Annotated in this window: 10 protein-coding genes; 3 read left to right on the top strand and 7 right to left on the bottom strand. The window is 51.5% G+C overall.

Features of this window, described 5'->3' with window-relative positions; all coding sequences use genetic code 11:
• Positions 1-113: 113 nt before the first annotated feature.
• From ACTHRE_RS10330 to ACTHRE_RS10320, 3 genes are all read right to left on the bottom strand, one after another.
• Positions 114-542: a hypothetical protein gene (locus ACTHRE_RS10330; protein WP_049329449.1), complete on the bottom strand. Its 429-nt coding sequence runs from the start codon at positions 540-542 to the stop codon at positions 114-116.
• Between the two features lie 8 nt (positions 543-550).
• Entirely contained in the window at positions 551-1,066 is a 516-nt protein-coding gene (locus ACTHRE_RS10325) for an outer membrane protein assembly factor BamE (RefSeq protein WP_070646532.1), read from the bottom strand.
• Between the two features lie 459 nt (positions 1,067-1,525).
• Positions 1,526-2,164, bottom strand: a complete 639-nt coding sequence (locus tag ACTHRE_RS10320) for an MBL fold metallo-hydrolase (RefSeq protein WP_377073374.1) — start codon at positions 2,162-2,164, stop codon at positions 1,526-1,528.
• 111 nt (positions 2,165-2,275) lie between these two features.
• Here ACTHRE_RS10320 and ACTHRE_RS10315 point away from each other — a divergent pair, with 111 nt between their 5' ends.
• Positions 2,276-3,082: a DNA ligase gene (locus ACTHRE_RS10315; RefSeq protein WP_070646534.1), complete on the top strand. Its 807-nt coding sequence runs from the start codon at positions 2,276-2,278 to the stop codon at positions 3,080-3,082.
• A gap of 65 nt (positions 3,083-3,147) precedes the next feature.
• Here the strand turns inward: ACTHRE_RS10315 and ACTHRE_RS10310 are convergent, their stop codons facing one another.
• Both ACTHRE_RS10310 and ACTHRE_RS10305 read right to left on the bottom strand, forming a co-directional pair.
• Positions 3,148-3,798 (bottom strand): HAD-IA family hydrolase, encoded by a 651-nt coding sequence (locus ACTHRE_RS10310; protein WP_070646535.1) that lies wholly within the window; start codon positions 3,796-3,798, stop codon positions 3,148-3,150.
• 10 nt (positions 3,799-3,808) lie between these two features.
• Positions 3,809-4,795: an RluA family pseudouridine synthase gene (locus ACTHRE_RS10305; protein WP_039861877.1), complete on the bottom strand. Its 987-nt coding sequence runs from the start codon at positions 4,793-4,795 to the stop codon at positions 3,809-3,811.
• Positions 4,796-5,310: 515 nt separating this feature from the next.
• Here ACTHRE_RS10305 and ACTHRE_RS10300 point away from each other — a divergent pair.
• Complete coding sequence (locus tag ACTHRE_RS10300) at positions 5,311-8,217, top strand: Rne/Rng family ribonuclease (RefSeq protein ID WP_440345049.1); 2,907 nt, start codon at positions 5,311-5,313, stop codon at positions 8,215-8,217.
• Positions 8,218-8,474: 257 nt separating this feature from the next.
• Here ACTHRE_RS10300 and mscL read toward each other — a convergent pair whose 3' ends face one another.
• Positions 8,475-8,918 (bottom strand): large conductance mechanosensitive channel protein MscL, encoded by a 444-nt coding sequence (mscL, locus tag ACTHRE_RS10295; RefSeq protein ID WP_049323121.1) that lies wholly within the window; start codon positions 8,916-8,918, stop codon positions 8,475-8,477.
• A 448-nt stretch (positions 8,919-9,366) separates the two neighbouring features.
• Entirely contained in the window at positions 9,367-10,155 is a 789-nt protein-coding gene (gene fabI, locus ACTHRE_RS10290) for an enoyl-ACP reductase FabI (protein ID WP_440345050.1), read from the bottom strand.
• Between the two features lie 208 nt (positions 10,156-10,363).
• Between fabI and ppk1 the strand changes: the two genes are divergently transcribed.
• A complete protein-coding gene (ppk1, locus tag ACTHRE_RS10285; protein ID WP_440345051.1) occupies positions 10,364-12,421 on the top strand; it encodes a polyphosphate kinase 1 in 2,058 nt (685 codons plus the stop codon).
• Positions 12,422-12,451: the final 30 nt, after the last annotated feature.

The raw sequence follows: 12,451 nt of genomic DNA, 5'->3' as shown, positions 1-12,451 counted from the left end.
GCCCCTTTGTTAAAGGGGCTTTAGTTATGTTAAAAATGCCCCTGTGATAGGGCGCAATATATAAGGCCGTCTGAAAAATTTTCAGACGGCCTTTATTCAAACTAAAGCCTACATCAGATGACTTCTAAAATGAAATACTGACGCAGTTTTTCGTACACATTATTTTGTACGTTGATACAACCATTGGTTATGATGCGGTCGGCCACATGAGGGGAGACGATGCGTTCCATGCGTCTTTCCTGCGGCTTGAGCGTCCATACCCTGTGTAACGCAAACAGAAAGTCATTTTCTTCTTTAAAGCCGATAACTTCGCCACCGTAACCCGGTTTGCTGGTCATCATCGGCGTCATATTGAATTTGCCTTTCGGCGTGGTCTTGCCAATCAGTACCGGATGGCACTGACCGTCATCGGCAAAGCAAAGCTCCGCCTTAGCTGTATTGACCACAACTTTTTTACGCTGGATATAGTCACTGACAGCATCGGCAGCGGCCAAAGAATTCAGACCTGCTGCCAAGGCTATACCCAATAGGATCCGTTTCAAATTTGTCCTTATTGACGGATGCGTTTAGGAGCTTCTTTAATGATCTCGCGGATGATCACTTGAGGCTCTTGTTTAGGTGTAGGTGCTGGAGGAGGACATACGGCATCTTTAGGGAATACTGGATTCCAGAAGAAGCTGCGTGCAAATTTGTCTTTGTCGTAGATCACTTTGTATTGGCAAGTAGTGATGCCTTCAACGCCGGAAGTGTTTTCAGGGTCAACGCCTACGCCTGGGGTGTAGAAGTGGAACAGGTAGTCCCATTCACGCACGCCAACCATGCCTTCGTCGTAGTGAGGACGGCCGAGGATTTTGTAGATGTCGTCTTTGGTCAGACCAGGACGCATTTGATCCAGCTCGTCAAAAGTCGGGAATGTACCGCGGTCTTTGTTGAAGGTCAGGGAGTAAGGTTTAGGGAAGCGTGGCTCGTCTGTAGTGCCTTCAGGAGTGATTTTGCTCTTAGTAGCACAGGCGGCCAGCAGGCCGGTAGCCAGCAGGACGAAGCCTACTTTTGCGATTTTTTTCATTTGATAATCCTTTTATTGATTTTACCGGCCGAACTTTTCAGACGGCCTGTTAGTGCCGGCAGCGAGTTTGCCGGTTTACCCAAATAATGTTGTGCTTCTTAAAGATGTACCCGACGGTTTGACAAACAGAACATCGGCACATTCCGGCAGGGCATTGCGCTTCATCTCCGTTGTATCCGCCTGAATCGGCAGAGCCGTTCAGACGGCCTGACTGACATTTATTGTCACTTTGTAACAATTTCACTTCGAGTAAGGCTTGGGGTTTAGAGATGTCCGGTTTTCGATAAATCAGGTTGTATTGCGTAATACCTTGTTATCTTTGTGCTTTAGTTCTTTTTGGCATTTGCCGGAGATTAGGTACTTAATCTTTCGGGTGTTATCCCTGCAAATTGTATGCCAGTTTTCTTTTATACGCATAATCTGAGTATGCCAAAATGTTGGCTTTATACAACATTCATATTAACGAACCAGAAACGGATTGTACCTTTTCTCATGCCCGATACTGGTCATGCGGCCGTGTCCGGCTATAACTTGCGTGGTTTCGGGTAGGGTTAATAGTTTAGCGCAGATATTGTTTATGAGGTCATCATGATTGCCGCGTGGAAAATCTGTGCGACCGACAGTCTCATAAAATAAAACATCGCCTGCGACTAAAAGACCGTTTTCAGCGTTGTAAAAAACAACTTGGCCGGGGGTGTGGCCGGGAATGTGGAGGACTTGGAAGCTGTGATTGCCGACCTTGAGCGTTTCCTCTTCTTCCAACCAGCGTGTCGGCGTGAATGACGGAGAAACGGGGAAGCCGTATTGCGCCGTTGTTTGCGGAAGGGCTTGGAGCAGGAATTCGTCGTCTTTGTGCGGGCCGAGAACGGGTACGTCGCAGGTTTTCAAAAGCTCAACCACGCCGCCTGCGTGGTCAAGATGGCCGTGGGTCAGCCAAATGGCGGTCAGCTTGAGGCCTTTGTTTTGGACTTGTTGCAATAAATAGGGTACGTCGCCGCCGACATCGGTCAAAACGGCTTCTTTGGTTTCGTCATCCCAAATCAGCGTGCAGTTTTGACGGAAAGGGGTAACGGCGTTGATTTCAAATTGGAGTGCCATGGGTGTTCCTGGGAAAGGCTTATTTAATGTTGTTTACGTTTCAGACGGTCTTTTGTTATTATGCACATATAATAAAAAGCAAGTCTGGAAAAGTGTCTTATGAATAATGTAATGCGAACCATGATACCGATTTTTGCGGCTTCTTTCATCTCTGCGGCGTTTGGTGCAGATTTGTTGTTGGCGCAGGAATATAAAAATCAAGATATTGCCGGTTGGGCCATGAGTGAAAAGTTGGATGGCGTGCGCGCGTATTGGGACGGCAGGCAGTTGGTCAGTCGTCAGGGCTATGCGTTTACACCGCCCAAAGGTTTTACAGCAGGTTTTCCGCCGTTTCCGATGGATGGTGAGTTGTACAGCGGACGAGGGCGGTTTGAGCAAATTTCCGCGACGGTGCGTTCTGCCTCGGGAACTTGGGACGGCATCCGCTTGCATGTTTTTGATGTGCCACAGGCGCAGGGTAATCTGTATCAGCGGTTGGAAACGGCTTCGAAATGGCTGAAATCACACCCGTCGGCACGGTTTACGGTTATTCCGCAAGTCAAGGTGCGCGACAAACAGCATGCTTTGGATTTTTTGAAACAAGTTGAAGCGCTGGGTGGGGAAGGGGTGATGCTGCGTCAACCTGAAGCCCGTTATGCAAGCGGTAGAAATGGGCAGCTGTTGAAGCTGAAAAGTGAATATGATGATGAATGTACGGTAACGCGTCATTATGAGGGCAAAGGGCGCAATGTCGGGCGTTTGGGTGCGGTAGGATGCAAAAACCGATATGGCGAGTTTCGTATCGGCAGCGGTTTTAAGGATAAAGACCGCGACCATCCGCCGAAAATCGGTGCGCTGATTACTTACCGTTATCGTGGTTTTACGCAAAAGGGAACGCCGAAATTTGCAACATTTGTCAGGGTGCGCTCAGATCGATAAAACAAATTAAAGGCCGTCTGAAAGTAGGTTTCAGACGGCCTTTAATATAGATGTTGCATAGCCTTTTATAAGGTTTCCAATACATCAGGCAACTCGGCCAAGCTGTTGAGCATGGCGACATGGGGCATGGAGGAAAGCTGTTTGGAGGTATGTGCGCCGGTGGTGACTGCGATGGCGCGGATTTTGGCATTGGCGGCCATTTCTAGGTCGTGGGTGGTGTCGCCGACGACGACGGCCTCTTCCGGTTCAACACCCAGTCGATCGCAGAGGGCGAGTACCATATCGGGTGCGGGTTTGGACGGATATTCGCTAGCGCAGGCGGTTTCTAGCCAAAAGGCTTGGGTGTCGGTTTGTGCGATGGCTTTGTCCAAGCCGCTCCGGCCTTTGCCGGTCGCTACTGCAAGCCAATAGCCTTGTTGTTTCAAGCGTTGCAGGCAGGGCAGGGCTTCGGGGAACAGGGTCATGTTGCGGTTGTTGGGATTGAGGTAGTGCGCGGCATAGGTCTCAATCAGGGTTTCCTGAACGTGTTCGCTGACGTTGTGGGCAAGGCGGCGGATGATGCCGGACAGGCTGTATCCGATGAGCGGACGGATTTGGTCGGCTTCGGGAACGGGCAGGCCACAATCGGCAAAGCTTTGTTGAAAGGTGTGGATGATGGGGTTGGTGGTGTCGGCAAGCGTGCCGTCCCAGTCGAAAATAATGAGTTTGGGTTTCATGGGTTTCCTTTCAGACGGCCTTTTCCTGATTTTCCAGCATTAAAACAAATTGCGCTAATTCTTGCGGCAGGTGGGCTTTCAGGATTAGTTTTTCGCCGGTCAGCGGATGGGCGAGGTGCAGCTCGGAAGCGTGCAGGAACATTCTTTTCAAACCGAGTTTCTGCAGGCGTTTGTTGGCCTGATAGTCGCCGTAGCGTTCGTCGCCGGCAATGGGGCAGTCTTGCGATTGTAGGTGGACGCGGATTTGGTGGGTGCGGCCGGTTTTCAGGGTGGCTTCGACAAAGGTCAGGTCGGACAGGCCGACTTGGTGCAAAAGGCCGTCTGAAAAACGGTTTAACACGCGGAAGATGGTGTGGGCGGATTGGCCGTCTTCGCTGACGCGCACCATTTTTTCACCTTGTGCGCCGGTGTATTTGAACAGGGGAAGCTTGACGTGGAAGCGGTCGTTCGGCAGCCTGCCGACACCCAGCGCGAGATAGATTTTTTTCGGATGGTCGTTGCGGATGGCTTCGTGCAGTTTCACCAAGGCGCTGCGTTTTTTGGCTATCATCAAAAGGCCGCTGGTGTCTTTGTCGAGGCGGTGGACGAGTTCGAGATAACGCGCTTCGGGACGGGCGCGGCGGATTTGTTCGATGACGCCGAAGCTCACGCCGCTGCCGCCGTGGACGGCAACGCCGGACGGTTTGTTGATGACCAAAAGCGCATCGTCTTCGTAAACGATGTCAAACTCGCGTGCTGGCGCGGCCTGGTTTTCAGCCGGCCTTTGTTTTTCTGCGATGCGTATCGGCGGAATGCGAATAGTATCGCCTGCCTGAATGCGGTTGTCGGGTTTGCAGCGTTTTTTGTTCAGCCGCACTTCGCCGGCGCGGATAATGCGGTGGATATGGCTTTTCGGGACGCCTTTGAGGATTTTTATCAGATAGTTATCAAGGCGTTGGCCTTCCTCGTGTTCGGCAACGGCAATCAGGCTGACTGAATCTTTGCGTATTGCGTGCATTTTCTCTATAATCCCAAACGTCCGTTTCGGGACTCGAACCTGCCGTCGCAGGCCGTCTGAAACGGATTTATTGTTAAAACGAGATTTTATATTAAAAACGCACTCCGCAAAGCATTTCCTTGTGTTTGTTCAAAGCCGGCAAACGCAATCCCGTAATTAAGTTTGAATTGAACCTGCCGTCCGGCCGGGCGTAAGACGCAGTCCGCGCAGCACCGTCCGAAATTACCGGCGCTACGATAATAAGAAGATGTAGGCTGCCTTAATTTTGTCCGAAGCATCAGCATTCGGACGGCAGCGGAACCATCAACCTTTCCGCCGCATTGTTCTTTATTTCCTTCTTTATCCGAATCCGTCCGCACATGGCTTGAGTTCAAGCATGCAACCTTGCGGATTTCAAATCAAATACTGGTTACACGGGGATTTTCCCATCTTGCCTTTGAAGAGTGCCAACCGGACAGACAGGCCGTCTGAAAAAGATATTCACAAATCAAACGGCCGCTGTTCACGAGGTGACTATGAAAAGAATGTTATTCAACGCAACGCAGGCCGAAGAGCTGCGCGTTGCCATTGTCGATGGCCAAAACCTTTTGGACTTGGACATCGAAACGCTGGGCAAAGAACAGCGTAAAGGCAATATCTACAAAGGTATCATTACCCGCATCGAGCCGTCGCTGGAAGCGTGTTTCGTCGATTACGGAACCGACCGCCACGGCTTTTTGCCGTTTAAGGAAGTATCGCGTTCATATTTCCGCGACTACGAAGGCGGCAGGGCGCGTATTCAGGACGTGCTCAAAGAGGGCATGGAAGTTATCGTCCAAGTCGAAAAAGATGAGCGCGGCAACAAAGGCGCGGCACTGACCACCTTCATCAGCCTGGCCGGCCGCTATTTGGTATTGATGCCGAACAACCCGCGCGGCGGCGGCGTATCCCGCCGTATTGAAGGCGAAGAGCGCCAAGAGTTGAAAGCCGCCATGGCCAAACTCGACATTCCGAACGGTATGAGCATCATCGCCCGCACCGCCGGCATCGGCCGCAGCGCGGAAGAGTTGGAATGGGACTTGAATTACCTCAAACAACTCTGGCAAGCCATTGAAGAAGCAGGCAAAGCACACCATGACCCTTACCTGCTCTTTATGGAAAGCTCGCTGCTGATTCGTGCGATTCGCGACTATTTCCGTCCCGATATCGGCGAGATTTTGGTGGACAATCAAGAAGTTTACGACCAAGTTGCCGAATTCATGAGCTACGTCATGCCGAGCAATGTAGGCCGTCTGAAACTCTATCAAGACCACACGCCGCTGTTCTCCCGTTTCCAAATCGAACACCAAATCGAAAGTGCGTTCTCACGCAGCGTCAGCCTGCCTTCCGGCGGCGCGATTGTGATCGACCATACCGAAGCCCTGGTTTCCATCGACGTCAACTCTGCGCGTGCCACACGCGGCTCGGATATTGAAGACACCGCGTTCAAAACCAATATGGAAGCCGCCGAAGAGGTCGCCCGTCAAATGCGCCTGCGCGACTTGGGCGGTTTGGTCGTCATCGACTTCATCGACATGGAAAATCCGAAACACCAACGCGATGTTGAAAACGTCCTGCGCGACGCGCTCAAAAAAGACCGCGCACGCGTGCAAATGGGCAAACTTTCGCGTTTCGGCCTTTTGGAGTTGAGCCGCCAACGTTTGAAACCGGCTCTGGGAGAAAGCAGCCATGTTGCGTGTCCGCGCTGTGCCGGTACAGGCGTCATCCGCGGCATCGAATCCACCGCCCTGCACGTTTTGCGCATCATTCAAGAAGAAGCAATGAAAGACAACACCGGCGAAGTACACGCACAAGTGCCTGTCGATGTTGCCACCTTCCTGTTGAACGAAAAACGCGCCGAGCTGTTTGCGATGGAAGAGCGCTTGGATGTGAACGTCGTCCTGATTCCAAACATCCACTTGGAAAATCCGCACTACGAAATCAACCGCATCCGCATTGATGACGTAGAAGAAGACGGCGAACCGAGCTACAAACGCGTTGCCGAGCCGGAAGAAGACGAATCCGCCAAACCTTTCGGCAGCGAAAAAGCCAAAGCTTCCCGTCCTGAGCCAGCTGTCAAAGGCGTACGCCATACCCAGCCTGCACCGACTGTCGCCCCTGAGAAAAAAGCCTCTTGGTGGGACAGCTTCAAAGCTTGGTTGAAACGCATTTTTGGCGGCAATACCGCAGCCGAAACCGCGCCTGTTGCCGAAGTGGCAGAAAAACGCACTTCGGGCAGCAACAACCGCAACAGCAATTCCAGCAACCGCCGTTCAAACAGCCGCCGTCAAAATCCACGCCGCAACAACAAACACGACGGCAGCAAAGTCGAAGTGCGCGAAGTGAATGCCGAAGCTGCCGACAGCAAGTTTGAAGAAAGCAAATCAAACGAAAGCCGTAACGACGAGCGTAAAGACACCCGCCGCAACCGCAACCGTAACAACAACCGCCGCGATGATCGCAACAACGAGCGCAACCGTGTTGAGGAAGTGGTTGAAGACGTAAATGTTCAAGAAGTGGCTGCACTGGCTGAGATGCCGTCTGAAAACCAAGCGGAACAAAACGGCAATAAACGCCGCCGCAATAACGGCCGTAACGAGCGCAACCGTCATCAACCTGCGGAAAACCGCGTTGAGGACGTGAACGTTCAAGCCAATGGCGAACAGGCGCAAGTCGAAGCGGACGATAACGTCCGCAGCGAAGAGGGTGTGAAAAACAACGGCCGTCAAGGACGCGACCGCAACAACCGTCAGCGCAACAACCGCAACGACCGCCGTTCCAACAGCAAAAAACGCAATATCCCGTCTTCGGCAAAAATCGAGCAATACCTGAACATTACCGATACCGCCGACAAAGTCCTCTTTGCCGTAGCGCATGTTTTAGGTTTGAACGAAAAGGTTGAAGCTGCAAATGCGACATTGTCTTCTGAAAGCGATCAAGCCGAGCCGCTGGTGATTGTAGTATCCGAGCCTGAAGTGACCAGCGCAGAGCCATTCGTATTTGCGATTGAAAGCGAAGACGAGCCTGCCGTAGCGCAAACTGAAGGCGCTGATGCCGAACAAGCCCTGCTTGCTTCTGTAGTCAGCAACGTCAAAGAAGCCATTGCTGCGGTATTGTCTCTGAATGAAACAGCCGTTGCAGAAGTCGCAGAACCGGTTGAAGCAGCAACTGAAACTGTGACAACGCAAACTGAGGCCGTAGCTGAAGCAGCGCCAGTTGCCGCTGTTTTGCCGGAAGGTTTGGGTGATTTGATCTTCGTTGAAACCGATCCGCAAGCCGTTGCCGCTTTTGCCGCGCAGCCACAACCTGAACCGGTTGCCAAAACACGCCGTTCGGATGTGCCTAAAGTAGAAGTGGAAGACGTAGCAGTCGAAATGATTTTGGTGGAAACACGCAAAGATTAAGATTGGTTTTCCAGTTAAAAGCCCGATGTTGAACGCATCGGGCTTTTTTATTGGTAAGGAGATGCACTGCTCATTTGCTTTGTGTTTGCCATGAGCATTGCTTCATGGTTAAAAAAGCAGGATAGCTTGCTGAGAAAGGGAAGGGCGTGATTCTTTCAATGGGAAGGACTTAACGAAATAGATTGGTATGAGAAAAGGCCGTCTGAAATGGTTTCAGACGGCCTTGGTTTGTGTGTGTATATGTTTGGGTATTATGATTATTTTTTGTTCAGAGAGTCACGGATTTCGCGCAACAACAGAACTTCTTCGCTAGGCTCTGCCGGTGCTTCTTCAGCAGGAGCGTCGGTTTTTTTCAAGGAGTTGATGGCTTTAACCACGCAGAAGATGGCAGCGGCAACGATCAGGAAGCTGATTACAGTGTTGATGAACAGACCGATGTTCAGGGTAACGGCACCGGCTGCTTGAGCGGCTGCCAGGTTGGCGTAACCTTCTGCAGGAGCGGCTTGTGCGCCGTCTTTCAGGGTAATGAACAGGTTGGAGAAATCAACGCCGCCGATCAGCAGACCGATAGGAGGCATGATTACATCGTCAACCAATGATTTGACGATGCCGCTGAATGCTGTACCGACAACCATACCGACTGCGAGGTCGACAACGTTGCCACGCATAATAAATTCTTTAAATTCTGAAGCGATTGACATAATTAATCTCCTGTATGTGTTTGAGTCAAAATCAGATGTGATTCAATAAATCGGCAGGCATATTAACGCTTTATCGGTTAAGAAAAATTCAATAGTGTTAAATTTTGTATTTTATGCTAAAAATGCCCTGCTTCTATGCCTTCTGTATGAAAAATAGGCCGTCTGAATTTTTTTTGTTACTTTTTTGCACCACTTTTTATCCGTGGCTAAGTATCAGATAATATGAATGTTATCTTTAGAATCAATGCTCTATCGAAATTTCAAATCGAGGTAGAATGATAATATAATAATGTTGAAAACATAATCATTGAAAGTCTGTAAAGGTAATGTTTCGTATTCGTATTTGACTTTCAGACGGCCTTTTTTGTCATGCAGTTATTCAAACCATAATGTAATGGCCATAAAAAACGCACTTTCATCATGAAAGTGCGTTTGGCGTGAAAACTGTTTAGTTCTCTTCGTCGTTCAGCGCGTTGATGCTGTAACCGCCGTCAACGTAGGTAATCTCGCCGGTAATGCCGGAAGCGAGGTCGGACAGTAGGAAGGCGGCTGTGTTGCCAACTTCTTCGGTGGTAACGTTACGACCCAATGGGTTGTGGGAAGCGACGTGGCCCAAGAGTTTGCTGAGATCGGCGATGCCGGAAGCGGCCAGGGTTTTGATCGGGCCTGCGGAGATGCCGTTGCAGCGGATGCCTTCTTTGCCCAGGCAGGCGGCGGTGAAGCGGATGCCGGCTTCGAGGCTGGCTTTGGCCATGCCCATAACGTTGTAGTTAGGAATGGCACGAACGGCACCCAAGTAGCTCAGGGCGACGATTGCGGCATTGCGGCCCTGCATCATCGGACGGGCGGCTTTGGCCAGCGCAGGCAGGCTGTATGCGGAGATTTCGTGAGCGGTGTTGAACGCTTCGCGGCTGATGCTGTCGAGGAAGTCGCCGCTCAAGGCTTCTTTGGGGGCGAAGCCGATGGAGTGGACGAGGCCGTCCAAGCCGTCCCAATGTTTGTCCAAGTCAACGAAAACTTGGTTGATTTCGTCGTCGCTGGCAACGTCGCAGCGGAACACGAGTTCGGAGCCGAGTTCGGCTGCCATTTTACGGACGCGCTCTTCCAGTTTGTCGACAACGTAGGTAAATGCCAATTCCGCGCCTTGTTCGCGGCAGGCTTTGGCGATGCCGTAAGCGATGGAACGCTCGGAGATCATGCCGGTAATCAGAATTTTTTTGCCTTGCAAAAAGCCCATTTTCTTATCCTTTAGCAGTGGTATTGCGGTTGCATTAAACTGCGCATTATAGCAAAAACCGCTGTTTCGGCATAGAAAATAACGGATAACCCTTTGTCTTGCCTCAAATAGGGATAAGGTTTTCTGCCAAGGCCGTCTGAAACCTGACGGAACAGCGTCAAAACGTTATACTTGATCATCTTAATGACCGATGTTTCAGGAGGAAACCATGCCCGAACAAAACCGAATTCTTTGCCGGGAACTCAGCCTGTTGGCGTTTAACCGCCGCGTATTGGCTCAGGCGCAGGATGCGAATGTTCCTTTGTTGGAGCGTTTGCGTTTTTTGTGCATTGTTTCTTCCAATTTGGACGAATTTTTTGAAGTTCGCATGGCGTGGTTGAAACGCGAAAACAAATTGCGTCCGCATCAGCCGCTCGACAACGGCAAAACCGCAGCCGAAACCATCGAAGCGGTGGCAAAAGAGGCGCAGGCGCTGATCCGCGAGCAATATGATTTGTTTAATAATGTGCTTCAGCCCGAACTTGACCGTGCAGGCATCCATTTTTACCGCCGCCGCAATTGGACGGCCGCGCAAAAGAAATGGATTGAAAACTATTTCGACAACGAGCTTTTGCCCATTCTCACCCCCATCGGCCTCGATCCTTCGCACCCGTTCCCGCGCCCGTTAAACAAATCGCTCAACTTTGCCGTCGAACTCGAAGGCACGGATGCGTTCGGCCGTCCGTCAGGAATGGCGATTGTGCAGGCACCGCGCATTTTGCCGCGTGTCGTCCCCATGCCGTCTGAAATTTGCGGCGGCGACGCAGGCTTTGTGTTCTTATCGTCTATTTTGCACGCCCATGTCGGCAAACTTTTCCCCGGCATGAAAGTGAAGGGTTGCCATCAATTCCGCCTCACGCGCGACAGCGATTTGACAGTGGATGAGGAAGATTTGAAAAACCTGCGTGCCGCGATTCAAAACGAGTTGCACGACCGCGAATACGGCGACGGCGTGCGCTTGGAAGTGGCGGATACTTGTCCGGAGCATATTCATGACTTCCTGCTTGCACAGTTCAAGCTGACTTCTGCCGAGCTGTATCAGGTCAAAGGGCCGGTCAATTTGGTGCGCCTCAATGCCGTCCCCGATTTGGTGGACAGGCCGGATTTGAAGTTTCCGCCGCGCAATGCAGGCCGTCTGAAAGCCTTGCGCAAAAACGGTTCCGTGTTCAAGCTGGTCAAACAGTCGCCGATTTTGCTGCACCACCCGTATCAGTCTTTCGATCCGGTTGTCCAAATGATACGCGAGGCTGCGGCCGATCCGGATGTATTGGCCGTCAAAATGACCATCTACCGCACCGGCAGCAATTCTGAGCTTGTACGCGCATTGATGAAGGCCGCACTGGCGGGTAAGCAGGTTACCGTCGTCGTTGAACTGATGGCGCGTTTTGACGAAGCCAACAACGTCAACTGGGCGAAACAGCTGGAAGAGGCTGGCGCACACGTCGTGTACGGCGTATTCGGCTACAAAGTCCATGCCAAAATGGCTTTGGTTATCCGTCGCGAAGACGGCGTGCTCAAGCGTTATGCCCACCTCGGTACCGGCAACTACCACCAAGGCACATCGCGCATCTACACTGACTTCGGCATCATTACCGCCGACGAACAAATCACTGCCGATGTGAACACCCTGTTTATGGAAATCACAGGCTTGGGCAAGCCGGGCCGTCTGAACAAGCTCTATCAAAGCCCGTTTACCCTGCACAAAATGGTCATCGACCGCATCAAGCAGGAAACCGACCACGCCAAAGCCGGCAAACCGGCGCGGATTACCGCCAAGATGAACTCCCTCATCGAGCCGAGCGTAATTGATGCGCTGTATCAGGCCAGCGCGGCAGGCGTGCAAATTGATCTGATTGTGCGCGGTATGTGTACTTTGCGTCCGGGTGTAAAAGGCTTGTCCGAAAACATCCGCGTCCGTTCCATTATCGGCCGCCAACTCGAACACTCGCGCGTGTATTGCTTCCATAACAACGGCGCAGACGATACCTTTATCTCCAGCGCCGACTGGATGGGTCGCAACTTCTTCCGCCGCATTGAGGTCGCCACGCCGATTACCACGCCCGAACTCAAAGAACGTGTGATCCGCGAAGGTTTGGAAATGGCCTTGGAAGACAATACCCAGGCTTGGCTGATGCAGCCTGACGGCAGCTACGTCCGCACCCAGTCGCAAGACGGCGAGCCTGCATTTGGTTTGCAGGAAGGTTTGTGGAAAATATACGGACGTTAAATTGAATAATGTCTCAGGCCGTCTGAAATG

This window comes from Neisseria sp. P0001.S007, from assembly GCF_051963655.1.
Classification (GTDB): Bacteria; Pseudomonadota; Gammaproteobacteria; order Burkholderiales; family Neisseriaceae; genus Neisseria; species Neisseria subflava_A.
Note: the sequence above shows the minus strand (reverse complement) of the source record. Positions and strands in the feature narration are given on the sequence as shown.

Coding starts and splice junctions, on each gene's coding strand:
- ACTHRE_RS10325 (WP_070646532.1), bottom strand. CDS start 1,066: ATGAAAAAAATCGCAAAAGTAGGCTTCGTCCTGCTGGCTACCGGCCTG.
- ACTHRE_RS10320 (WP_377073374.1), bottom strand. CDS start 2,164: ATGGCACTCCAATTTGAAATCAACGCCGTTACCCCTTTCCGTCAAAAC.
- ACTHRE_RS10315 (WP_070646534.1), top strand. CDS start 2,276: ATGCGAACCATGATACCGATTTTTGCGGCTTCTTTCATCTCTGCGGCG.
- ACTHRE_RS10310 (WP_070646535.1), bottom strand. CDS start 3,798: ATGAAACCCAAACTCATTATTTTCGACTGGGACGGCACGCTTGCCGAC.
- ACTHRE_RS10305 (WP_039861877.1), bottom strand. CDS start 4,795: ATGCACGCAATACGCAAAGATTCAGTCAGCCTGATTGCCGTTGCCGAA.
- ACTHRE_RS10300 (WP_440345049.1), top strand. CDS start 5,311: ATGAAAAGAATGTTATTCAACGCAACGCAGGCCGAAGAGCTGCGCGTT.
- mscL (WP_049323121.1), bottom strand. CDS start 8,918: ATGTCAATCGCTTCAGAATTTAAAGAATTTATTATGCGTGGCAACGTT.
- fabI (WP_440345050.1), bottom strand. CDS start 10,155: ATGGGCTTTTTGCAAGGCAAAAAAATTCTGATTACCGGCATGATCTCC.
- ppk1 (WP_440345051.1), top strand. CDS start 10,364: ATGCCCGAACAAAACCGAATTCTTTGCCGGGAACTCAGCCTGTTGGCG.